This window comes from Aminobacterium sp. UBA4834 (assembly GCF_002400205.1).
GTDB lineage: Bacteria > Synergistota > Synergistia > Synergistales > Aminobacteriaceae > Aminobacterium > Aminobacterium mobile.
In genome coordinates, this window is the sequence record NZ_DHFC01000003.1 from 159600 (window position 1) to 184498 (window position 24899).

Here is a 24899-nt window from a genome sequence, read left to right on the forward strand (position 1 = left end):
TAGATAGGTTGTAAGAGAGGGGTCGCCCCTTGAAAAGTGCTATTCTATTTCTGTTTTAAACCGAGCTCATCAATGAGAGGATAAATCCAGTCTGCTTCTTTCTTGAGCCAGTCTTCGAAATCATCCCCACCTATGAAGCTTGTTCCAGCGCAAAGGATCTCGGTGATGTCTTTTCTAAATGCTTCAGACTGCTGCACTTTGTCGAGAGCGTCTATCCATGCGGCTTTGATATCTTCAGGCATATTTTTAGGACCAGAAATTCCTCGCCACTGGAAAAGTTTCAGATTCAAACCCTGCTCTTCGCATGTCATAACATCTGGGAAGAGTACGTGGCGAACCTCACCCATGGTGCCGAGAATCTTTACTTCACCGCCCTGCCAGTGAGAGAAAATTTCTCCAGGTTGCTGAACAATAACATCGACGAAACCGCCAAGGAGACCTGCGACTGCTTCTGCTCCGCTGGAATATCCGATTCCGTCAATCTCGATCCCAGCCGTTTTGATGAACTGGTTAGCGGCAAGATAGGTAAATCCGCCAATTCCAGCAAATCCGATACGAAGCTTACCGGGGTTCTCTTTTGAATAGGCAATGAGCTCTGCAACGTTGTTCCAGGGAGCGTCTTTTCCTACGCAAATGGTTTCGTCTTCAACAATGACACGTCCTAAGTTCGTAAAATCGCTATACTGAAAGTCTACATTCCCAATGCCACCTAAGGTGAGAAGGGAACCGTTGGAAACGACAACGGTATAGCCATCTGGTTTACTTGTCATAGTTTTGACATACCCCACAGCGCCGCCGCCGCCAGGGACGTTCTGAACCACTACAGGATGACCGAAAACAGGCTCAAGATGTTTGGCGAGAAGGCGGGCAAACGTATCTGTGGAACCGCCAGGGTTGTACCCTACAATAATGTTGACAGTGGTTTTGGGCCAACCTTCCTTGGCTAGTGCTTGGTTGGAAAAGCCAAGACAGAAAACGAATACAGCGATAAAGCACATAACAATGGATAAAGAAAAACGTTTTTTCATACCTGAATCCCCCTTAATTGCAAAAAATGCTGTGTTTATATCTTTTCTGGGTTATGCCTCATCCCGCAGGATGGCACCCTTCCAGACACTCTCAACTTCTCTGCTGTATCGACGTAAGTATTTGCTGTCTACTTTGCAGGGAATGGGTTTCCAGTTCTTTTTCCTTTCTGCAAGCTCTTCTTCGGAGACGTGTAACTCTAAGGAACGATTTGGAATGTCAATAGTGATCATGTCTCCGTCGTGAACCAAGGCGATTGCTCCACCCTTGGCTGCTTCAGGGGCCACATGCCCTACGCATGGTCCATGAGTACAGCCGGAAAATCTACCGTCGGTAACAAGAGCGGTGCTCTCTCCGAGACCTGCTCCCATTAAAATAGCGGTTGCTCCGAGCATCTCTCGCATCCCAGGACCACCTTTGGGTCCTTCGTAACGGATAACGACAACATCTCCTTCTTTTATGTCACCATTGAGCATTGCAGTGATAGCGTCTTCCTGGGAATCAAAAACTTTGGCTGGTCCAGTATGTTTTTTCATTTTGTCTGAAACGGCTGTTTGTTTTATTACGGAGCCTTCAGGAGCAAGGTTTCCTTTCAGTATGGCAAGGCTCCCTTCTTTGTGAAGAGCTGTTTCGAGGGTTCGGATCACATCCGTATTTGTTATTTTTGCATCTTTACATAGCGTTTTCCACGATTCACCCATGATAGTTTGGGCACTAAGGTGAAGGTGCGATTCCCCAAGTTCTTTTATGACAGCAGGAATTCCACCGGCAAAATCGAAATCCTCGAGGGAGTAATATCCTGACGGTTTTACGTTTACGAGATGAGGAGTTTTTTTACAAAGGCGCTCGAAGTCGTCGGAATCAAGGTGGAGACCAAATTCTTGAGCAATAGCAGGAAGATGTAAAACAGAGTTTGTAGACCCGCCAATAGCCATATTTACAATAACTGCATTCTCAATGGAGTCCTGGGTTACAATATCTCGAGGGCGAATATTTTTTTTCACGAGGTCTACAACAATTTCCCCACTCAGCTTGGCTTGACGAAGTTTTTTAGAGTACACTGCGGGAGTTGTTGTCGAACCTGGGACAGAGAGACCTATGACTTCTGTGAGACATGACATAGTGTTTGCAGTTCCCATCATGGAGCATGAACCGGAAGTGGGGCATACATTATTTTCAAACTCTTTGAACTCTAATTCGGAGAGAAGTCCCTGCTTTACTTTCGCCCCAGCTTCGCGTATTTCGTAAATAGCAACATCTTTACCCTGGAATTTGCCCGCTAACATAGGCCCACCAGTAACAATAACAGTGGGAAGGTTCAAACGGCCAGCTGCCATCATCATGGCAGGCACAATTTTATCGCAAGAGGCGATTAACACGAGGCCATCAAGTCTTTGAGCTTCTGCAATGACTTCGACAGAATCGGCTATAATCTCGCGGCTTGGGAGAACATAACACATTCCAAAGTTACTCTGGGTAATTCCATCGCAAATAGAAATAGTGTTAACTTCAAAGGGAATACCACCTGCGGTGTAGACCCCCCGTTTAACCGCCTCTGAAATTTCCCGGAGATGTTTATGCCCGGGATGCATTTCATTGAATGTATTAATAACACCTATAAAAGGTTTGTGCAGATCTTCTTCTAAGAGACCAATGCACTTAAGATGGCTTCTGTTACCGGCATGGTCGAGTCCATCAACAACATCTTTGGTACTTCGCAACATATTCAACGCGCCCCCTCCATTACTATTGGTGAAATTTTCTGAGTCCTTCAAAGTATCCATTTTTTAATTTTAAAAAAATCCCTTATTCTTATTTTATGTGTTATGAGAAGTTTCTATGATTCGAAGAAATGTCCAATGTCAACAAATCTTTCTTTGTAGCTCATTCGTATATGGGTGATCATTTCTTGGCGAGCTTTTTCAGGATCCCTTGATGCAATAGCATGAATAACACGAGCATGTTCGAGGTAACTTAAAGGTTTTTGGGAAGAAAGAGGGAAAATCTCGGTGGAGCTTGAGTAAAAACTAGAAAGGTAGAATGTATAGAGTTGGGACTTCCAAAAAACTTGTCGGAAAAAACGTTGTAAATAAAGATTCCCACTCATTTGAACAATTTTGCTGTGAAGTTCTTTATTGATAGCTGTATACGCCTTACGATCGCTATTTTTAAAAGATTGTTCTTCTTTTACGTTTAATTCCTTAAGATACGCAATATCTTTTTGAGATATGGATTGAGCAGCTTCAAAAGCCGCTTCACCTTCAAGCAGTTCTCTCATTACGTATACGTGTTTCATGTCTTGAGGAGTGAGGATAGGAACAACATACCCCTTTTCTCGATGGGGATCTTCAAGAATTCCCTCGGAGACGAGGCGACCGATAGCGTGACGTACCGGAGTACGGCTTACTCCAAGTTGTTCTGCCAGCTGGGTCTCGTAAACGCGTTCTCCAGGTTTTATGTTATGAGACATGATTTCATCAACAATATATTGTTGAACCATATCTTCTACTTTTATTTTCGAGTGTTTTTTTTGCTCAAGAGACATACTTTTCTCCCCTCACAAAAAAACTATAAAGTAGCCACTTGCGTATCCATTTAAATAATAATCAAAGGAGGGGCTTCTGTCAAATAAAAATCCATACGGCGTGTCGATGCCCATAAACACTGACTTGCAAATGATACGTAACGTCTCTGCCTAATGAGAAAAAGCGAGTCCAATTGTTCTCGAGAGTAGAGCAGCCCGTTTTTTCATGTTTTCTACAAAAAAAGAAAAGGCTCCCGAAAGAAAGTCCGGAAGCCTTTTCTTTTTCTGATCCCTACTTTTCAAGCACTGCGGGGTCGTCTACTGTGTCAAGATAGTGGAACCCCCAATCCTTTACAATCTGTACTACCATGGGTTTTATGACTTCTCCCTGTTCTGTAAACTTGCTGACGCCAGTAAGGCCTTCAAGTTCAGAGGCGGCAATGGCATCTCTGATTTTCTGTGTGTCCAGCTCTCCTGCCACTTTAATACCGTTTATAATGACCATGAAGGCATCATAGGCAGAAGCACCTACCATACATGTATCTACGCCAAAACGTTCTTTGTACTGGCGAAGGTAATCCTGAACAAAAGCTCGTTTGTCATCTCGATCAAGGTTGGTGACAATTACAAAATCTTCTGCTGCTTCCCCGGCGATTTTAATCATTTCTGGGGAGTCGGCGCCTTCCTCACCGATGAAAGGAGCTGTAATGCCCATTTCGCGGGCTTGCTTCACCATTGGACCTACCTGGAAGAAATAACCACTGGAGATAACCACGTCTGGATTGGCTTCCTTGATCTTGGAAAGGTACGCTTTATAATCTTTTTCTGCGAAAGGATAAGCTTGTTCTATGAGTATTTTTGTATCTGGAGCGTGTTTTTCAAGATATTCTCGTGTTCCAGTTGAGAGGGTACGTCCGAAGTCGTTGTCCGCGTGAATAAGAGCCACAGTTTTGGCTTTAAAATTATGAACGGCTACATAGGCACAGGCACGTCCTTCCACGTCTCCAAGCATACCCACGCGGAAGCAAAATTCTCCAGCCGATGTAACTTCCGGGTGAAGGGCATAGGCTGCTACAAAAGGAACTTTCTCTTCTTGAAAGATAGGTGCTACTGCTCTGCTCGGGAAGCTGTAAGATCCTCCTACAACCCCTATTACACTGTCGCGCTCAATGAGCTTATGAGCAAGGGCCACAGCTTCTTTAGGGTCGGCGCGATCATCATAGGTTACAAGCTCTATCTGTTTCCCGAGGATGCCTCCTTCTGCATTGACTTTCTCTACTGCCATGACGACAGAGTTTTTCACGTTGATACCGTCGTCAGCAGCGGGACCTGTGAGGGGAGCTAAAAGTCCGATTTTAATGGTTTCTTCCGCTAGAGCCATACCGCTTAATACAAGGGTGAGGCAGCATACTAAAGCAAAAACCTTGACCAACCGACTGCATCTCATGAACAGCACCTCCAATAAAATTTTTAAGTAACCTACTCAAATGCCCAGGTAGGCTTCCCGAACTCCTGGGTCATTCATGAGTTCCTGAGACGTCCCTTCCATGACGAGGTTCCCAGCTTCCAGCACATATCCTCGATGGGATATCTGAAGTGAGGCGAGAGCGTTCTGTTCCACAATAAGGATGGTGATGCCAAATTCCTTATTAATATGCTGTAATACTTGGAAAACTGTGTTGACAAGCTTAGGCATGAGCCCCATGGATACTTCATCTACAAGCAAAATGCCGGGGCTTGATATAAGGGCTCTGGCAATGGAAAGTTGTTGTTGCTCTCCCCCGGAAAGAGTGCTTCCAGCTTGAGAATTTCTTTCTTTTAAAACTGGGAATAGAGAGTAGATCCAATTCAGGCGTTGTTGGAGATCAATGTGTTCTCTCATTCCGTAAACACCTGTAAGGAGATTTTCATACACGGAGAGGGATGGAAAAACCCGGGCCCTCTCCGGCACAAGTCGGATGCCTTTTCGAGCTCTTAAATGAGCCCCAAGAGATGTAATATCCTCTTCACCGAGGAAAATAGAACCGCTATGAACTGGGACGATGCCCATAATGGCATTCATAAGAGAGGTCTTTCCGGCCCCGTTGGCTCCGATAATGGAAACAAGCTCCCCTTTGTCTACATGAAAAGAAACGCCATGAACAGCCTCCACTTGCCCGTATGTGATATGGAGATTTTCAATGCGCAGCAGCATGATCCAGTTCTCCTTTCCCCAAATATGCTTCGATAACATCTGGATTCAATGTAACGTCTGACGGAGAGCCTTCTGTAAGCCATCGCCCGTGGTCTAAAACCACGATACGATTACAAAGCTTCATGGCCACTTTCATGTTATGTTCAATGAGAAGGATAGAAACACCTTGGGAAACGAGTGAAAGAACAAACTCTTCCATCTTGACGATTTGTTCCTGTCGAAGCCCGGAGAAAGACTCATCCAAAAGGAGCAATTTGGGGTTTAGTGCTAGTGCCCGCCCGATTTCAAGGCGGCGAAGGTCGCCAAGAGGAAGGGTTGCCGATTGTTTAAAGGCATAGCTCTCCAGTCCGACCCGTTTAAGAATAGCCATCCCTTCATCAACAACAGAGGGGGAACGCCATTTATGAGTTATATCCAATAGAGAAGCATAATGCTGGACCCCAAGAGCTACCAAAATGTTTTCTAGGACGGAAAGGTTCGAAAATGGTTTTACAATTTGGAACGTTCGCCCGATGCCGAGACGCGCAATGCTATGGGGAGGTAAACCATCTATACGTTGTCCATCCAAATAAATTTCCCCGGAAGAAGGCTTGTAGATGCCTGAAATCATATTAAAACATGTGGTTTTCCCTGCTCCGTTAGGGCCGATAAGTCCTAATATGTCTCCAGGATGAATCTGGAAAGAAACATGATCCACTGCCTGGAGACCACCAAATTTTTTGGAGATGTTTTCTACGGAAAGAAGAATTGGACGACCCATCATCGGTCTCCCCTCTCTTTGGATGGGAAAAGGGAAAGAAGGAGACTTCCCTTCCCTAAAAGTCCTTGCGGCTGGAATCGGATCATGAGCAGTAATAACACACTATAGAGAAGCATTCGATAGTCTGCTAAAGGTCGAGCGAGTTCGGGAAGGGAACCCAGGATAATAGCTCCCAACAAAGGTCCCCAAAGGGTTCCCATTCCGCCAAGTACAACGAAGGAGAGAAGCATTACGGAAACTGGAAATCCAAAATCTGAGGGTGCGATAAAGTGCATTTGATGAGCGTATAGAGAACCGCCAATCCCGGCGATGACAGTTCCCATAACAAAAGCTATGAGCTTAAAACGTATGGGAGAGATTCCCATGCTTGATGCTGCAATTTCGTCTTCGCGAAGGGCAATACACGCTAATCCCATCCAGCGTTTGGAAAACCATCGGTTTATAAGAATAACAAGCCCTAAAATAAAGATGCAGAGAAGAAGATAACTTCCGCTTTTAAGTTTTACTCCTAAAAAAACGACCCTGGGGATGCCGCCAAGACCTAAAGCCCCACCGAAAAAAGGGATGTAGAGGAAGATAGCCTCTACTATAAAGTTGATTCCAATAGTGGTAATGGCCAGAAAATCATTTCGTACCCGCAAGCTTGGCAGGCCGCAAAGAATACCTACTACAGCACAAATAATAATGACACAGGGGAGAGCCCCCCAAAAAGAAAGCCCGGCTTTCGTGGTTAAAAGAGCTGCCGAATAGGCCCCTATGCCAAAAAAAGCAGCGTGTCCGAGGGATATTTGCCCGGCGTACCCCACAATGATATTCAGGCCATAGGCTACGATAGCCTGAATAGCGATAAAAGTGGCGATGGTAATAGCGTAACTCATAGCTGTCCCCCCTTAGCCTTTTCGACCAAAGAGACCTTGAGGTCTCCACATGAGCACGATAATCATGGCAATGAAAGCCAGGGCATCTCTGGGAAGAGGCACATGGGCATAGCCTATAAGAACAGTTTCTGCCACACCCAATGCGAGGGAAGCAACTACAGCTCCAGGCACGGAACCCAACCCCCCTACAACAATAAGAGCTAGGGCTTTATAGGCAGGGACAGCCCCCATGCCTGGGGAGACAGTATTGTAATAAATTCCCACGAGAATACCTGCCAGAGCTGCAATGGCTGAACTTATGAAGAAACTCAAATCTACTATTCGCTGGCTATTAATACCCAAAGAGCTGGCTACAGCCATATCTTGAGACGCAGCCCGCATGGCAAGTCCTGTTTCTGTTCGAGTTGAAAAATACCAAAGCATTAGAAAAACTGCTGCAGTAATAACATAGATCCCTACTAAGTTTGAGGAGATAGCTATCCCCTTTAGCTCAAAGTGAGGAAATGGAAGGGTTAGAGAATAGGTTTGAACTGTAGGACCGGCGACGAGACGTACCAGCTCTTCCATACCGGTAAATATTGCGATACTGCTGATAAGAGGTACATAGGGAGGAAATTTGAGAAGAGGGAAATACACCAATCGTTCGATAGCTATGCCGAGGCATCCACAGGCTATCATACTGATAAGGGCGGCGAGAAAAATATTTCCTGTTACAGTATATATGCCAACGCCTATATAAGCCCCAGCCATATAAATCCCAGCGTGAGCTACGTGAAGAACGCCGAGAATGCCATAGACTAATGCGAGACCAAGAGAGATGAGGGCGTAGGTGGATCCAGTTGCAAGGCCGTTCAGAATCTGTTCTGTAAGCAAATACATTCCACAATTCACCCCAATACTATGCAAAAGTCATCTTTCAGAAAATTTTAGCACGATGAGTGCGACAAAAAACTTAAGGAAATAACGCGAATATAATTAGCGAAGCGAAGAATTTTTTCTCCTCGCTTCGCATTTTTTATGTCTTATCGTTTTTCCCAGGCGTTTTCTACGGTTTGTTCTATAAGTTTTGTGTTAGGTATGTATGGAAGGGTAATGTGATAGGAATTGTTTTGTGTCTTATTGACTTGAGTCGCTACTTCTATTGCATGTCCGCAGCGTCCCCAGGCGCGGCGAGCGACACCGCCAAGCACGTCCCACATCATGGCAGACTTTATGATTTCGTCAGTTTCAGGGCGACCGTCCAGTAACAGGCCAAAGCCGCCGTTGATACACTTGCCGATGCCTACTCCGCCGCCATTATGGAGTGCACAGAGTGTCATACCACGAGCGGCATTGCCGGCAAAGCAGTGGGAGGCCATATCGGCGCAAATGTTACTGCCGTCCTTAATATTGGATGTTTCGCGGAAGGGGCCATCAGTACCGGATACATCGTGGTGATCTCGCCCCAGCATAACAGGACCGATTTTACCTTCCCGAACAAGTTCATTAAATTTCAGGGCGATGCGAGTACGACCTTCGGCATCTTGATAGAGAATGCGAGCCTGAGTTCCTACTACGAGCTTGTTCTTTTCAGCGTCACGAATCCAGACCCAGTTGTCATAATCTTGACCGCGGCGATTGGGATCGATACATTCCATGGCAGCCTTGTCAGTAGCTCGCAGATCCTCAGGTTTGCCGCTCAGGCAGACCCAACGGAAAGGACCGTAACCGTAATCGAAGAGGATGGGGCCCATAATGTCTTCTACGTATGAAGGCCAAATAAATCCTTCGTACGTGTTCTCCCCATTTTTGGCAATTTCTTTTACACCAGCATCAAAAATGGCTTTCATGAAGGAGTTGCCGTAGTCGAAGAAAAAAGACCCTTTGTTGGTAAGCCTTTTGATGACCTCGAAATGGCGCTTCAGAGATGCATCCACGTGCTTGCGAAATTCCTCCTGATTTTCGTGAAGCATTTTTGTGCGCTCTTCGAAGGTAAGATCGGCAGGACAGTAACCGCCATCGTAGACAGCATGACAGGAAGTTTGATCAGAGAGAAGGTGGATGTGAGTATTATTTTTGTCGGCATACTCCAATAAAGTAACGATGTTCCCATAATAGGCAATAGAGAGAGGCCGTTTGGCTTCAAGGGCCTTTTGAGCCATGGCGAAAGCCTTCTCGGCAGAATCGGTGATCTCGGATACCCACCCCTGCTTGTGGCGGGTTTCAATGCGGGAGTAATCGACTTCGGCAACGATAGCTACAGCCCCGGCAATTTCGGCTGCCTTGGGTTGAGCGCCGCTCATGCCGCCTAACCCGGAAGTAACGTACAAAATACCAGCAAGGTTCTCACGGGGACCGACGCCAAATCTTTGGCGGGCAGCATTGAGAATGGTGTTGAAAGTGCCGTGAATGATACCTTGAGGCCCAATGTACATCCAACCCCCAGCAGTCATCTGCCCGTAGTTCGTCACTCCAAGTTGCATAAGGCGATGCCACTCTTCTTGATTGTCAAAAATTCCCACTAAGAGACCGTTGGTAATAATGACTCGCGGTGCATCTGGCTTAGATTTAAAAAATCCCAAAGGATGGCCTGAAGCTATAACAAGAGTCTGATCATCAGTAAGTTCTTCCAGATATTTTTTTATGAGCCTGTATTGCATCCAGTTTTGGCAGACCTGCCCGGTTTCGCCATATGTAACCAGCTCGTAGGGATACAAAGCTACGTCAAAATCCAGATTGTTGTCGATCATAACCTGGAAAGCTTTCCCAGCCAAACATTTCCCCTTATACTCCTGAATGGGCTTGCCATAAATTCGTCCTTGAGGCCTGAAACGATATCCGTATATTCTTCCTCGTGTCTGTAGCTCTTTCATAAACTCTGGAGCGAGCTTTTCGTGAAGTTCCTCCGGTATATATCGAAGAGCATTTCGAAGGGCCAGCGCGGTCTCTTTTTTTGAGAGGGTCCAGCCACGATCAGGTGCTCTACGAATGCCTTCAACAAAATCAGGATATTTCGGAAGCTCTGGTTCAAGCTTGATAGTCATGGCCTCAGCAATGAGACTGTTTGTTAATTCCATATGTAACACCTCCTATATACAAGATTTAAAGGCGTTTTACGCTACTCGAACGCCTTTTTTGTAGACGGCAAAGACGGGAGATACCCCTGCATGATAGGCGAGAACAGCGGGAGACTCTCCGTCGAGAAGCAGAAAGTCGGCTTGTTTCCCCACGCTCAGACTTCCTACTTTCTTTTCCATCCCTAAAGACCACGCTCCATTGAGAGTGGTCCCTACAAGGGCCTCTTCAACAGTCATATGCATATTCATAACAGCAAGGCCGAAAACAAAAGGCATAGACTCTGTGAAGCATGAGCCGGGATTGCAATCTGTGGCCAGAGCTACAGGGACACCCAGTTCTATCATGCGTCGAGCGGAAGCGTAGGGTTTTCGGAGACTATAGGCAGTGGCAGGCAACAGGTTGGCTATGACTCCTGCATGAGCCATGGCATTTAGGTTCTCTTCTGAGGCTGCAAGCAAGTGTTCTGCTGAAACTGTGGGAAGTTCGGCTGCTAGTTTTGCTCCTCCTGTGTCGTGAACCTCATCTGCATGAATACGAAGCTTCATCCCGTATTTTCTGGCTGCTTCAAGAATAGCCCGACTTTGACCGACAGAAAAAACGCCTTCCTCGCAGAAGACATCACAAAACTCGGCAATTCCCTGTTGCGATATGGCTGGAATCATTTCTTCTATCATGAGGTGCACATATTCGTCAGGATTTTCTTTATATTCTTTCGGTACCGCATGGGCTCCCATAAAGGTAATAGCGACGTCAAGAGGTGTCTCTTTTCGTATTCGTTGGATAACCCGAAGCATTTTGAGTTCTGTCTCCGTAGCGAGGCCGTAGCCACTTTTGATTTCAATGGTGGTGGTTCCTAGCTCCAGGGCGGACAATACGTGGGTGAGGGTCGATTCAAAGAGTTCATCTTCGCTGGCTTTTTCCACAGCATGTACAGAAGAAAGAATGCCGCCTCCGGCTTTAAGAATTTCAAGATAGGGAGTCCCGGCGATGCGAAGCGAGAACTCCTGTTCCCGACGATTTGCAAAGCAGATATGTGTATGGGGATCTACGAAGCCGGGAATGAGGCAACTTCCCTCACAATTTATCTCCATGTCAACCTCGTCTGAAGAGAGTTGGCGAAGAACATCTTCTTCCTCCCCTACTTTTTCGATGATTCCATTCTTACAGAAAAGAGCCCCTTTTTTATAGCTTGTTACGTGTCCCTGCGTAACGCCGGAAAGAGGGACTGGGCTATCTACAGGGCTGTAGATAACTGCATTTCTGAAGAGAGCAGATATCATGCGTCTCCCTCCTTTCCCATAAGTTCAAGGAGCTTGATTTCTAAAACCTGATCTCGTTTAAAGTCGTCGATTTGCATGTAATAAGCGGAGCTCTCTAGGATTGCAGCAGAAGGAACCATGCCATATACTTCAGTGCCATTTACTGTTACTCCCCATCGGGCAGCTTCTGCCTTAATGAGTTCCAAAACTCGGTACATAGCCGTGCTCTCGTAATCTACAAGGTTCATACTCACCTGTACGAGCCCCTTTTCTTCTAATGCAAGCCCAATGGCTTTGACGCTTGTGAATCCTCCGGAAGAAGCTCTGAGATGTCTTGCGATAGATTTTGCAATTTCTACATCTGTGGTATTCAGATTGACATTGAAGGCTACGAGGAACTTTCGTGCTCCAATAACAGTGGCTCCTGCAGTAGGATGAAGCTCAGGTTTCCCTATATCGGGATGACGGTCGGGGTTTTTTACATCCGCTTTAAGAGATTCATATTGTCCCTTCCGGATCACTTCCAGACGCCTTCGTTCCGGCTTCAGCGCAGCTTCTTCATAAAAATAGACTGGGATGCCCAATTCGTTGTAATAGTACTCCCCAAAAGAATGGGCGAGTTCAACGCATTCCTCCATGGAAATGCCAGATATGGGGGTGAATGGTATAACATCTATGGCGCCTATACGGGGATGAGCCCCATGATGAACGTTAAGGTCTATGTGGTCTCGGGCTATTTTAGCGGCCTTTAGAACTGCATCACAGATGGCGTCTGGGCGGCCAGCGAGACTTACCACCAAACGGTTGTGATCTACGTCGGCGCGGGAATCAAGAAGATAACATCCCTTTTTACTTTTCAATGGGGCCAGAATAGCCTCCATTACATCTTGTCTCCGCCCTTCACTAAAGTTGGGCACACACTCTATTAACTGTGACATGGGCTTATCCCTCCCTGATTTTTTCTCATAATTTAGGTGATATAGCACTGACAGCTTCTTTGAGAAGAATGAGGAGATTTTCTACCTCTCCTTCAAAACTTGACGATAGGCCAGCTATTCCAAGTTGACAGACAAACTGCCCTCTATGGTCAAAAATGGGAACACTAAGATCCCCAGCGTTGGTCATCCATTCTTCTTGACTGAAAGCGTAGGCTTGTTTTTGAATTTGCTCTATCTCTCTCTGTAAAATGTGAGGATCTGTTTTTGTTTTTTCTGTAAAAGGGACTAATTTTTGAGCTAGAACCCGCTCTTGAATTTCAGGTTTGGCATAAGCAAGAAGAATTTTCCCGGTGGCCCCAGCATATAAAGGAATATTCATCCCCTTATGTGCTACAAATTTAAGAGCGGTGGCCGGTTCCGCAGAGAGGATGCACCTTCCCACAGTTCCATCAAGTACGGAGAGAAGAATAGTCCGTCCTGTTTGAGCGAGAAGTTTTTTCATGTGAGGATAACAAATTTGGACAAGTTCATCGTAGTAGGCGTGGCGATCAAAGAGAAGAAAGAAGCGAATTCCAGTGCGAAATTTTTCTGTTGCAGGGTCTTGATAGACCCAATCCGCTCTTTTGAGTGAATGAAGGAAGCGATGAACTGTAGCCCGGGGAATACCAGTCTGTTCTTCTATTTCCCTCAGACTCAATAAATCGTCGGCAGTGCAAATTGCTTCCATGATACGTGCGATGCGTTGCACAGTATCTTCTCGAGGAGATAGAATATTCATAAGGCTCTCCTTTCAGAATGAGACACTCTGTCCCATTTCTACCTATTCACAAAGTACTCCAAGAAAGAAAATATGTCAAATAGTTGGAAGGAAACATTTTGTTTCTCTTTGGTATACTGGGGATGGTATCGTAAATACGAAAAGGAAGAGTGAAAGGGGGAAAAAGGATGCTTTATAGAAAAATGCCTGGTATGGATGAGAATTTGTCTATTCTCGGTTTCGGTTGCATGCGCTTGCCTGTAACATCAGAAGGAAATATTGACGAGCCTGTGGCTACGAAAATTCTTCGTTATGCCATTGATCATGGAGTTAATTACATCGATACAGCATGGACATATCACAATGAGGAAAGCGAGCCTTTTGTAGGGAGAGCTCTTGCTGGCGGCTACAGAGAGAAAATATTCTTAGCTACAAAACTTCCCTCATGGCTTGTAGAAAAACCGGAAGATATGGATATGTTCCTAAATAGACAGCTTCAGCGTCTTCAGACCGATCATATTGATTTCTATCTTATCCATTCCCTCAATAAAGAACGTTGGGAGAATGTAGTAAGACATGATGTTTTTTCTTTTCTCGAGATAGCCCTTGCAGATGGCCGGATTCGTTATGCAGGTTTCTCCTTTCACGGAGATTATGAACTCTTTGAAGAGATTTTGAATGCGTGGAAATGGGATTTTTGTCAGATCCAGTATAACTATCTTGACGAGAATTATCAGGCGGGAACAAAGGGGTTGAAAGAGGCTGCCTCCAGAGGGCTTGGCGTTGTTGTTATGGAGCCCCTTCGGGGTGGTAAACTTGCACTCAATGTCCCAGCTCCTATTCAGAATATATGGAAGGAAGGGGATAAATCTATGAGCCCTGCGTCTTGGGGGCTTCGTTGGGTATGGAATCATTCGGAAGTGTCGGTAGTTTTGAGTGGTATGAATTCCATGGAGCAAGTGGAAGAAAATATTGCGGCAGCAAAAAAAGCCCTGCCTGAAACCTTATCTCCTCACGATCTTCAGATTGTGGAAAGAGTGAGGGACGAATATAAAAAACGAATGAAAGTAAACTGTACGAACTGTCGTTACTGCATGCCTTGCCCTCAGGGGGTCAATATTCCCGAATGTTTCAATCGCTATAATATAGCTTTTATGTTTGATGACGAAAAAATGGCCAAAGACACGTATTTTGTCTTCGTGAAAGAGCACGAGAGAGCAAGTCTCTGCGTAGGATGCGGTGCCTGTGAAAAAGTATGCCCTCAAAATATCTCGATTCGTAAACATCTAAAAGATATTGTGGAGCTTTTTGAAAAAAATGGGGGGCAAAGTTAAGGAGAAGAAGAGATCCAATTCCCTCTAGCGGGATTACAGATTATAGATAGAGCCCCTCTGAGAAAGTTCCACAGAGGGGCTCTGTCTGTCATAAATGGCAGCCCCTTGGTTTTTATTGCGAGCAAATTTTTACTCGTCTAAAGAACAGCTTTTACCATGCCGCCATCGGCAAGAATTGTTTGACCTGTAATATAACTATTCGCTTCTGAACAGAGAAACACGGCTAATCGGCCGTATTCGTCAGGATCACCATATCGGCCTAATGGAATTTGAGCGAGGGCTTCCCTATTCACTTCTTCCACTGAAATCCCTCGTTTCGCTGCTAAAGCCTGATCGAGTTGCCGGATACGTTGAGTGTCAAATCGGCCAGGTCCAATAGCATTGACGAGAATGTTGTATGGCGCAAGTTCTTGCGAGAGGGTTTTTGTTAGACCAATGACTCCAAGTCTGAATGTGTTTGAGAGGATTAGATTTTCTATAACCTGCTTTACCGATGAAGATGTGGAGTTAACAATTCGTCCCCATTTTTGAACCTTCATGAAAGGCAATACCTCTCGAATAGTGCGGACATAGCTTAATAAGTTGAGTTCGAAAGCTTTTTGCCATGCTTCATCGTCAAATGATTCGAAAGTTCCTGCCGGAGGGCCTCCCGCGTTATTGACTAAAATAGAAATAGGGCCAAGCGTTTCCGCGGCAGTTCGTACAAGCGCTTTAATTTGCCCCGGTTGCGCAATATCGCATACTTTGTAATAGGGAGTGACTCCAATTTCATCGGAAAGTTCCTCCACTGTCCGTAAAAGTTTGTCTTCATTTCTGCTTGCCATCATTACAATAGCTCCTTCCATGAGGAAACGACGAGCTATGGCTTTCCCCAGGCCAGTGCTTGATGCCATGATAAGGGTTACTTTCCCTTTTATTCCTAAATCCATGTACTCTCCTCCCTCTGCTGGTTTTATGAATAGTATTCTGTATATTCAGCTTTGAATCAAGAGGGAAGTTGTGGTTTTCGGCATTTTATCGGATTAAAAGCGCAAAAATTCGTGATAAACTCAAAACTATAATCGCAAATGAAAGGAAGAGAATGCTATGTCGAAACAGGTCCTTTTTATAGTCGTTGTGGCTGGGTTAGCTATTGTCCTTCTGTTTTGGAGCGCTGCTAGCGCTTCGGCCTTGCCACGCATTATTCCCCTCGAAGATTTTTTTAAAAATCCTGAAAAAGTTGCTTTTTCCATCTCTCCAGATGGGCAATATTTAGCTTTTATGCAGCCGTGGCAAAGAAGGCTTAATGTGTTTGTGCAAAAGATAGGGGGCGTAGAAGAGCCTGTACGTCTCACAGGTGAAAGAAATCGAGATATAGCAGGTTATTTTTGGAAAGGGAATAATCAGATTATCTATATGAAGGATTCAGGTGGCGATGAAAATTATCATCTTTTCTCCGTAGACATATCTGGTGCAAATCGGCGAGAGCTTACGCCTTTCCCCAAGGTAAGAGTTTCAGTGGTTGACGATCTTGAAGATGTAGATGACGAAATGCTTATTGCCATGAATAAAAGGGACCCCAGGGTTTTTGATGTCTATCGCATAAATGTGAAGACCGGCGCGATAGATTTAGTGGCTGAAAATCCTGGAGACATAGCAGGGTGGCTTACGGACCATAAAGGGAAACTTCGCGTGGCTGTAAAAACTGATGGAGTGAATACAAGCCTTCTTTATCGTGAAAAGGAGGAAGATCCTTTTAGAACGATTGTTACGACAAATTTTAAGGACTCTATTGACCCTCTCTTCTTTACTTTTGATAATCGGAATCTTTATGTGGCATCAAATTTAAATCGAGATAAGAGTGCTATCTATCGTTACGATCCGACAACAGGAGCTTTTCTTGAGTTAGTGTACGAACATCCTGACGTAGATGTGTATAGGCTTCTTCAATCAAAGAAACGAAAAATTGTTACGGGTGTTCGCTTTACTACGGATAAAGCACACTATGTTTTTTTTGATCCCGATCGAGAACAATTGCAAATAACTCTTGAAAAGAATCTTCCGGGCTATGAGGTTGTTGTAGCAAGTATGAGTCGAGATGAAAAGAGAATGCTTGTCTATGCAGGAAGCGACCGCACTCTGGGAGCCTACTATTTTTACGATAGGGAAAGTGGAGCTTTCGAAAAACTGGCAGATTTAAGTCCTTGGTTGAAGGAAGAAGAGATGGCAGCCATGAGGCCGGTTCGCTACAAGGCACGGGATGGCCTTCTTATCCACGGGTATCTCACGATACCAGTAGGAGTTGAGCCTAAAAACCTCCCTGTAATTATTTTCCCTCACGGTGGCCCATGGGCCCGAGATTCATGGGGATTTAGTCCTGAGGTTCAGTTTTTTGCCAATAGAGGATATGCCGTACTATCTATGAATTTTAGAGGTTCTACTGGATACGGGAAACAATTTTGGACGGCTGGTTTCCAGCAATGGGGACGCGCTATGCAGGACGATATTACCGATGGGGTGAAATGGCTTATAGGCCAGGGTATAGCAGACCCGAAAAAAGTGGGTATTTACGGTGCTTCTTATGGAGGATACGCAGTCCTTGCAGGCTTGGCTTTTACTCCGGATGTGTATGCTTGTGGCGTGGATTATGTGGGGCCCTCCAACCTCTTTACGCTTCTTGAGACTATACCGCCATATTGGGAGTTAGGCCGACAAATGATGTATGAACAGATCGGCCATCCGGAGAAGGATAAGGCTCTGCTTCAGGCGGCATCACCTGTTTTTCATGCTGATCAAATACGATCACCTCTTTTAGTTGCTCAAGGAGCAAATGATCCTCGGGTGAAAAAAACAGAATCTGATCAAATAGTGGAGGCTCTCCGCAAGCGGAACATTTATGTGGAGTATATAGTGAAAGACAATGAAGGACATGGTTTCCGAAACGAAGAAAACCGATTTGAGTTCTATCGAGCCATGGAAAGATTTTTAGCTATTCATTTGAGGGGCCGTATGGAGTAAAAACAAATAAGTCTGAACATAAGAAATCAAGTCTTTTGATAACGATAAGAAGCTGCCTTTTATAAAGACAGTCTCTTATCGTTTTATTACCTCCTTACGTTTTGCTATTTTAAGGAAGAATATCTAAAATGGAAAAGATTTGTTGTAAAAGCAGCAAATAGCAGCGGAGGCTGTTTGCCCAAGAGTCTCGAAAAGGGAGATATGAACGGATTCATCCCCCTCTTCTTTTTCCCATAACGCGACAAATCCTAGGAGTTTTGTCTTTTTATGAATGAGAGGAATGACCCACTGAGCCCCTATTATTTCAGGGAAGTTTAAAAGCTCAGGTACTTTGAGATAATGAAAATAAGATCTTGCCATCTCTAAAGAAAAAGAGGAAGGCATACTTCCTTTGTCCATGGAGAAAAAGGGAAGTTTTATGGACCGAGTAGGTGCTTTTATTTTGCCATGACAATATATTCCGCGAAGGGTATAGCTTTGTTCTTCCATGTCCCACAGCATAAGAAGACCTTGGCGGCTTCTGGATATTTCACAGAACATATCCAAGATGGCCTTACAAAGATGATGTATATCAGGTTGTTCCATAAGTTGAAGAGTAGCTTGATGAAGAGCTTGCAATGCATAAGCCTGTTCCGATAATTCTTTCAAGGCTGCGTCGCGTTCTTCATGGAGGCACGATATAGAGAGTGCTTTAGAAGCTACGTTACCTAGAAGTTCCAGGAAGTTCAGGTCTTCTTTTTCTAAGGAATGATTCCACTTCAGAAGGCAATATAATTTTTGCTTCATGCTGGGAATAGGTAAAAGCACAGACCATTTATGGGCAAGTCTGGAATATCGTTCTTCTCCGAATATCTCAGCGTGATCAGAATCAATAGGTATAGGTGAAGGGGTAAAGAGGCGAGTAAACAGATTTGCGTCCCGCTTGGGAAGATTGAAAATATCTCCTTCCAGAGAGGTAAGTTTTTCTCCATCGTCATGAATGATTGCCAAATCTGCGGGAAACAGACTCTCTCGTATTACATCGCTTAGAAAGGCGGCAAAGTAGTCGAGGGGCATCGGTTCAAAAATTGAAGAAAGGGTATTTTTTGTGGCAAGGATCATGTAGGCAAGGCGAGATAAGCGTTGTTCCATTGCTTCCCGACCGTTGAAATCTTGCCAGAGCTTTATCAGTCCTTCAATAGCAGGTAAGTTATTGAGAAATTGCTGAGAAGGGCGGTGACTAAAAAGGAAATAGAAGGTCCATTCCTTTCCCTTCAAAGGAATTCCCCACCCCCATTTATTATTCATTAAAGAGAGATTTAATGGCGTCATAGAGAGAGAAGGAGTTCCGTAGAACGTTTGTTCCAACGAATACCTCTCTCCGGAAATGATCAAGTTTGGTGGGGTGATGCCTATGGCTTCGAGAACAGAGAGATCCTTTCCTTGTGGTTCAAGGATTACGGCCTGTGGAGATGTCTTTGACATTTGGTCGGCAAGCATATCAAGAATGCCGCCATGAAGAAGAAAAGACATTTTTTCGAACAGTTCGTGCATAATAACACTCACGCCCTTCAAGCCTTATTAAATTTAATATTTTGTCTTATGGTACCTGAATAGCTTGTTTGCGTCCATATTTTTGTGAAAGGATATAAAAAATTATAGTAAAAAGTTATAATAAAACACTGTAAACAAAGAGGAAATGGGAAGTTGGTCGTATATACTTTTTCTATATAGCCTTAGAATGAAATATTGAAGATGAAAATGAAAAGTGAGGATTATCTACAATAGAATGAAAGAAGAGCCCATTCATATTCTTATTGCTGATCAAGATCTTATGACTGTTTCTGTAATGGAGCGATATATCTCTGCAGTTCCAGGATTTGTTGTTGTGGGAATAGCTTCTACCCTGCCGCAGCTCTGTCTCCTTCTGCAAAAAAAGAAGATAGACGTTATTTTCGTAGAGCCTGCAGGTCTCGCTTCAGATATGGCGGAAACGGTGGGGCGAATTCATCGTATCTCTCCAATGGCAGCTATTATAGTTGTTTCTTCTCTCCCAGATAGAGTTTCCATTCAACATGCCTTAAGCTTAGGTGCTTTTGATTATATTCTCAAGCCTTTTTCTTTTGAACGTTTTAGGCAATCTCTTTACGATTCTAGAGACAGACAACTTTTCTTCCAGACTCTTCCTCCTTTATGTACCCAAAAGGATATTGATGATCTTTTCCCTCTGCGTGGAGAGAAGAATCTGTATAATCATCTTCCCATTAGCATTCAGCAAGAAACTCTTGACCATATGATAGAAGTTCTGTCCACAGTTAATGTTCCTTTGACTATTGGTGATATAGCATTTGCCACAGGATTCTCCCGTACGACTACGTGGCGGTATCTCGACTATCTTCTCAAAATAGGCAGCGTCGTTTCAACGTTAGAATATCGCCCGACAGGGCGTCCTCTAAAAAAATTTAAATACCTCAAGTAGCATGCTGTTATTTTCAAAAAAGGTTATATTCCCCTATGTAGATTCAAAAATATAATCCCCTTTCTTATGGAATAAAAGGATAAAACAAAAAATATTTAGTTTTTTTCTTGCTTGGATTTTTTAAATCCTTAAACTAATAAATTAATTGTACTAGGATTTATAGGAATTGCGCTATTATTTTTAATATTCTTTGGGATCATAAGGAGGGGAACAGATAACGTGACCATTAAAGCCAGACTTTGGGGTATGCTTGCTGCTATTTTGGTTGTAATTACAATAATGACTGGCATTACGTACTATCGAGGGACTGCTATTTTAGTAGACACCATCAACAAAACTGGCATGGAAACGGCACAAAAGGGATCAGGACTTATTGATAGCTATTTTGATCGTTTAACAGGCATTCTCGATTCGGTAGCAGAATCAGTACGTTATAACTGGCTGTATCATCATGTTACGGATGAAGATGCCGTGGAGGCCTTCCTTTCACGTCTGACACAGCAAAATAAGAAAGAAGGAATCACCAACATCTTTATGGGACGGGAAGAAGATGGTCGCTTCTCTGATGGGACAGGATGGAAGGAGTCAGAGAGTTTTGATGCTCGGACCCGTCCGTGGTATCAACAAGCTGTATCGGCTAAAAAGATGATCATTACAGATCCATATGTGGATTCTATTTCAGGAGATTTGGTTTTATCTATAGCGACTCCTATCTACAGTGAATCGGGATCCCTTCTCGGAGTAGTTGGCGAGGACGTTAATCTTGAAACCTTAGCAGAGATGGTTGCTTCCTTGAGGGTTTATGGTACGGGAGAAGCTTTTTTACTTGATCGTAAGGGAACTATTATCGCATCTCCTCATATTGAAGATATTATGAAATCAAATTTGACTCAAGACAGCAAATTTCCTGATGCACTGAAATCTGTAGCACAAAAGATGGTTGTAGGTGAAACCGGTTCGGCGACCTATAGTTATGGTAATGAAGAGAAAATGGTTTTTTATGCTCCTTCAGAGCACGGGCTGCCTCTGGCTGTTTTTTTCCCTGTATCAGTTATCACGCATATTATTCATTCTTTGACATGGATGCTCTTGGCAGTATCTGTAGTAGCAGTTGTTGTTGTGGCTCTTCTTGTCTTTACTATTGCTCGAGGACTGGCTCGTTCTATTCGTCATATGGAAACAGCAACAAATTGTATTGCCAAAGGGGACTTAACTGCTCGTTTTAATACAAGGGGTAAAGACGAGATTGCTCGTATTTCTAACCATCTCAACGAAATGGTGGATCGTCTTCGGGAACTTATTGTTTCTGTTCGCCATGAAGCCGTAGGAACCTCTCAACGAGCAGAAACACTTGCATCTCTCTCAGAAGAAACAGTTGCTTCTATGGAAGAAGTCACCGGTTCCATCGACCAGGTTCTGGAGAGAAGTGAAAACAGTTCCTCTGCTTTGCAAGAGACGAATGCTTCTATTCAGGAAGTAGCTGCTGGTGCACAGGCAGCTGCGAAATCGGCTACTGACGGGGCGGAAGGGTCATCGAAAGCGGTGAATATGACGGAAACAGCAGTAGAGGATGTGAACCGGATGATAGAAGGCATCTCTTTCGCTGTAAAAGAATCTCAAAAAGGGGCAGAAACGATCCTTGATCTTGCACGTTCTGTAGACGATATCTCAGGTTTTGTCGCCACTATTACCTCCATAGCAGATCAGACGAATCTCCTGGCTCTCAATGCCGCTATAGAAGCAGCCCGAGCTGGCGAAGCGGGGCGTGGTTTTGCTGTCGTAGCTGAAGAAGTTCGAAAATTAGCGGAAGAATCGGCCTTAGCCGCACAGAAAGTTCAAGCTCTTATTAAGGGGCTTCAGGCAAGCTCTCAGCACTCCATTTCGGCAGCACAGGAGAGCGAGAAGACTCTTGGAAAAACTATGGATCAAGCTTTGGCTGCCCAAGAGAAGCTGAAGGAAGCGGTGTCGGCTGTGGCGAGAGTATCCGAAGCCGTTCAGAGCATTGCGGCTGTCTCAGAAGAACAGGCAGCTTCCAGTGAGGAAATGACAAGCGCAATTCAGACAGTTACCGATGCTACAGTGGAAGTAGTGCAATCTATGAGCAACATAAAAAATGCCTCTGGAGATACGACGAAAGCCGCAGAGGGCATAGCTTTGGAATCTCAAAATATGTCTCGGTCTGCAAGTGATTTACTCCGTCTCATCTCCCAATTTGTAGTGGAAACAGAGGCAGAAGAAAAAGAAAAAACTACAGGCCTCGTTCCTTTGAAATAACACGATCAAGGGATTTTTGACCTCCCATACATAAACGAGGAAACCCCGATCTCGGAGAGATGCAGAGCTCTCTGGGGTTGGGGTTCTTTTTTTGAAAAATAAAAAAAGAACTTCAAGACTTGAGATTTAATCGTTCTAGATTAAACTGTATGTATAATGAATCTTGTAATTTTTCTTCAAGGGGGATGTGAACTTTATGGGTTTTAACAGACTTGGCACTCGAGTTACAGCTATTGTCGTTGCTCTGATTCTTGTTGCTGTGGTTGGCGTAGGCTTTTTTGCTGTTCAAAAAAGCTCTCAGGCTCTTGAAAACGCGGCTGTTGAATATGAAAATGCCGAAGCGGAACGGATTACTAGTGCTTTGGATAATACTTTCGGGCGATTTAATGGCCTCTTGTTGGCCCTTAATGCGACTGTTCGAACCCGTTTTAAGCCTGTAATGGCTAAGGCCCTTGGAATGGAAGCTTATGTAGCTCAGTTTGCTGCCACTAACGTTCAATTCATTTCGGAACTGGGAAGCCAGGTAAAGGAAACGAGGGAAATTTTTATCTGTTTTAACCCTGAAGAATTCGATTCAGATAAAGTGCACATGGTTTCCTTCTCCAGGGAAAATGCCGATTCAATCTTTACTTTCTCCGATAAGACAGCATATACCGCACAAGATCTTCTTAATAGGAAAACACAGCAGACATCATGGTTCTGGCGTCCTATTGATACGCAACAGCCAGTTTGGGGCGACGTTATTACCAACGATGTAGAGGAAAAGATCCCCTATTCGATGCCTGTAGAGATAGAGGGTAAAACTATAGCGGTTATCGGCATGGTTTTTGACTATTCTTTTGTTCAGGATACGTTGAAGGGCGTGAAATTCTACGATACGGGATATGCTTTTCTCCTCAACAGAGATCTTCGTTTTATGTATCACCCAGAGTATTCCTTTAATGGCCCTACAGCCTCTGAAATAGAGGGAGGGTTTCTCGCAGATTACGTTAAAGGGATGCTCGCTAATCCGAAAGGTGTTTTCTCCCACGAAATAAAGGGTAAATCTGTATCTACTGCTTACCGCACTTTAGAAAATGGCTTTATTCTTGGTATCACTGCTCCTAAAGACGAAGCGTTAGCAGCAATTCCTGTTCTTCGAAAAGCTATTTTGATTGGAGTTCTGGCGGCAGTAGCCGTAGCTGTTATAGTTGTCTTCTTCTTTTCACGAAGCATTTCGAATCCTCTTACTCATGTGGTGTCTAAAGCGAAAGAAATAGGTTCTACGGGTGACCTTTCTGTCCAGATGGATACCTCTTCCTCCATTATGGAAATTCAGGAACTGGTAGGTGCTTTTAATACGCTTATAAATAGTGTGGGGCATGTGGTCCTCGCCATTCGGGATAATGCAGAAGAGGTTCTAAATAAGGCGGAACATTTAAGTACCTCAGCAGAACAAGGTTCCGCTGAGGCTCAACAGGTAGCTGCCCTTGCGGATAAAGTTAGCCAAAATACGCAGGATTCAGCGGCAGCAGTGGAACAGGCCAATGCCGGTGTTCAAGAAGTGGCTGCCAGCGCTCAGGCGGGAGCGAAGACAGCTGCAGAAGCAGGAGAAAGTGCTTCCCAGATTTCAGAGGTAGCTGATCGCGGAGGGAAGGCTGTTGATGATATTGCCTCTTTGATTAACGAAGTAGCAAAAGCCGGCGAAAAAGTAGGATCGGCAATTGGCGAGCTCTCGGGGTCTGTAGAGGGAATTACAGGATTTGTCAACACCATTACTCAGATAGCAGATCAGACGAACCTTTTGGCTCTTAATGCTGCTATTGAAGCGGCTAGGGCGGGAGATGCGGGGCGGGGTTTTGCTGTTGTGGCTGAAGAAGTTCGAAAACTTGCGGAGGAATCAAGTCGTGCTGCATCTCAGGTAAGCGACGTTATTTCAGAAATCGCTAATAGAACGAAGGCGGCTATCTCCGATCAGAAGGGTTCAGAAGAAAAAGTGCGTGTTCTTGTTGATAAAGCTGCTGAAACAAAGGCAGTGATTGACGATGTTGTAGAAAAAATAGCGGTCGTTACAGAAAGCGTTCAGACTATTGCTGCTACCATGGAAGAGCAATCTGCAAGTGCTCAGGAGATGACAGCTGGTATGGATAATGTAGCGCGAACAAGCCAGGAAATAGCCGATCAGGTCGGCTCTATTACCCAATCTATGGATGAACAGGGACGAGTTTCTCAGTCTATTTCTGAAGCGGCAGAAGAGTTGGTTCAGCTGAGCGGAGAAATGCAGAAATCCGTAGCTCAGTTTAAACTGAAAAAAGAGATGGAAGACACGAAGGACTCTATGGAAGGACCTGAAAAACTTGAGGATCCAGAAGAGCGGGCGGGGCTTCTTCCTGCGTAGATGAAAAGAGAACGAGGGAAGCAGCTGCTTCCCTCGCTCCTTTAGTCCTTCTTTATTTTCTCTCCA

19 protein-coding genes are annotated in these 24899 nt (G+C 44.5%); 5 read left to right on the forward strand and 14 right to left on the reverse strand.

Annotation, left to right across the window (positions count from 1 at the left end; genetic code table 11):
- Positions 1–44: 44 nt before the first annotated feature.
- The 12 genes from B3L97_RS01375 to B3L97_RS01430 all read right to left on the reverse strand — a co-directional run bounded on the left by B3L97_RS01375 (position 45) and on the right by B3L97_RS01430 (position 13414).
- On the reverse strand, positions 45–1028 hold the full coding sequence (locus B3L97_RS01375; RefSeq protein ID WP_286847706.1) for a Bug family tripartite tricarboxylate transporter substrate binding protein: 984 nt from the start codon (positions 1026–1028) through the stop codon (positions 45–47).
- A 51-nt stretch (positions 1029–1079) separates the two neighbouring features.
- Positions 1080–2750, reverse strand: coding sequence for a dihydroxy-acid dehydratase (ilvD, locus tag B3L97_RS01380; RefSeq protein ID WP_286847705.1), 1671 nt, complete (start codon positions 2748–2750; stop codon positions 1080–1082).
- 113 nt (positions 2751–2863) lie between these two features.
- Positions 2864–3571, reverse strand: coding sequence for a GntR family transcriptional regulator (locus B3L97_RS01385; RefSeq protein WP_024821310.1), 708 nt, complete (start codon positions 3569–3571; stop codon positions 2864–2866).
- Positions 3572–3842: 271 nt separating this feature from the next.
- Positions 3843–4997 (reverse strand): ABC transporter substrate-binding protein, encoded by a 1155-nt coding sequence (locus tag B3L97_RS01390; RefSeq protein ID WP_024821311.1) that lies wholly within the window; start codon positions 4995–4997, stop codon positions 3843–3845.
- Positions 4998–5033: 36 nt separating this feature from the next.
- Positions 5034–5744, reverse strand: coding sequence for an ABC transporter ATP-binding protein (locus B3L97_RS01395; protein WP_024821312.1), 711 nt, complete (start codon positions 5742–5744; stop codon positions 5034–5036).
- Positions 5728–6507 (reverse strand): ABC transporter ATP-binding protein, encoded by a 780-nt coding sequence (locus B3L97_RS01400; RefSeq protein WP_286847704.1) that lies wholly within the window; start codon positions 6505–6507, stop codon positions 5728–5730. The genes B3L97_RS01395 and B3L97_RS01400 overlap by 17 nt, the downstream gene beginning before the upstream one ends.
- Positions 6504–7382 (reverse strand): branched-chain amino acid ABC transporter permease, encoded by an 879-nt coding sequence (locus tag B3L97_RS01405; protein ID WP_286933237.1) that lies wholly within the window; start codon positions 7380–7382, stop codon positions 6504–6506. The genes B3L97_RS01400 and B3L97_RS01405 overlap by 4 nt, the downstream gene beginning before the upstream one ends.
- Positions 7383–7394: 12 nt before the next feature.
- On the reverse strand, positions 7395–8261 hold the full coding sequence (locus tag B3L97_RS01410) for a branched-chain amino acid ABC transporter permease (RefSeq protein ID WP_286847702.1): 867 nt from the start codon (positions 8259–8261) through the stop codon (positions 7395–7397).
- A gap of 143 nt (positions 8262–8404) precedes the next feature.
- Positions 8405–10438: a urocanate hydratase gene (locus tag B3L97_RS01415; RefSeq protein ID WP_286933239.1), complete on the reverse strand. Its 2034-nt coding sequence runs from the start codon at positions 10436–10438 to the stop codon at positions 8405–8407.
- A gap of 36 nt (positions 10439–10474) precedes the next feature.
- Positions 10475–11719, reverse strand: coding sequence for an imidazolonepropionase (gene hutI / locus B3L97_RS01420; protein WP_286847700.1), 1245 nt, complete (start codon positions 11717–11719; stop codon positions 10475–10477).
- Positions 11716–12636 (reverse strand): glutamate formimidoyltransferase, encoded by a 921-nt coding sequence (gene ftcD, locus B3L97_RS01425; RefSeq protein ID WP_286847699.1) that lies wholly within the window; start codon positions 12634–12636, stop codon positions 11716–11718. Before ftcD ends, hutI begins: the two co-directional genes overlap by 4 nt.
- Positions 12637–12661: 25 nt before the next feature.
- Complete coding sequence (locus B3L97_RS01430) at positions 12662–13414, reverse strand: IclR family transcriptional regulator (protein WP_286847698.1); 753 nt, start codon at positions 13412–13414, stop codon at positions 12662–12664.
- Between the two features lie 167 nt (positions 13415–13581).
- Between B3L97_RS01430 and B3L97_RS01435 the strand changes: the two genes are divergently transcribed.
- Positions 13582–14727 carry an aldo/keto reductase gene (locus B3L97_RS01435; protein ID WP_286933240.1) on the forward strand — a complete coding sequence of 382 codons (1146 nt, stop codon included), beginning with the start codon at positions 13582–13584 and terminating at the stop codon, positions 14725–14727.
- Between the two features lie 137 nt (positions 14728–14864).
- Here the strand turns inward: B3L97_RS01435 and B3L97_RS01440 are convergent, their stop codons facing one another.
- The gene (locus B3L97_RS01440) at positions 14865–15656 is read right to left on the reverse strand and encodes an SDR family oxidoreductase (protein WP_024821321.1); all 792 of its coding nucleotides are present in this window, start codon (positions 15654–15656) and stop codon (positions 14865–14867) included.
- Positions 15657–15813: 157 nt separating this feature from the next.
- On the opposite strand from B3L97_RS01440, the gene B3L97_RS01445 reads away from it, so the two are divergent.
- Positions 15814–17724 (forward strand): S9 family peptidase, encoded by a 1911-nt coding sequence (locus B3L97_RS01445; protein WP_286933243.1) that lies wholly within the window; start codon positions 15814–15816, stop codon positions 17722–17724.
- Positions 17725–17847: 123 nt separating this feature from the next.
- On the opposite strand, the gene B3L97_RS01450 is transcribed toward B3L97_RS01445, so the two are convergent.
- Positions 17848–19257 carry a GAF domain-containing protein gene (locus B3L97_RS01450; protein WP_286933245.1) on the reverse strand — a complete coding sequence of 470 codons (1410 nt, stop codon included), beginning with the start codon at positions 19255–19257 and terminating at the stop codon, positions 17848–17850.
- Positions 19258–19492: 235 nt separating this feature from the next.
- Here B3L97_RS01450 and B3L97_RS01455 point away from each other — a divergent pair, with 235 nt between their 5' ends.
- The 3 genes from B3L97_RS01455 to B3L97_RS01465 all read left to right on the forward strand — a co-directional run bounded on the left by B3L97_RS01455 (position 19493) and on the right by B3L97_RS01465 (position 24833).
- The gene (locus B3L97_RS01455) at positions 19493–20182 is read left to right on the forward strand and encodes a response regulator (protein ID WP_286933248.1); all 690 of its coding nucleotides are present in this window, start codon (positions 19493–19495) and stop codon (positions 20180–20182) included.
- Positions 20183–20401: 219 nt separating this feature from the next.
- Positions 20402–22456, forward strand: a complete 2055-nt coding sequence (locus tag B3L97_RS01460) for a methyl-accepting chemotaxis protein (protein WP_286933251.1) — start codon at positions 20402–20404, stop codon at positions 22454–22456.
- Between the two features lie 196 nt (positions 22457–22652).
- Positions 22653–24833: a methyl-accepting chemotaxis protein gene (locus B3L97_RS01465; RefSeq protein WP_286933254.1), complete on the forward strand. Its 2181-nt coding sequence runs from the start codon at positions 22653–22655 to the stop codon at positions 24831–24833.
- Positions 24834–24899 lie beyond the last annotated feature (66 nt).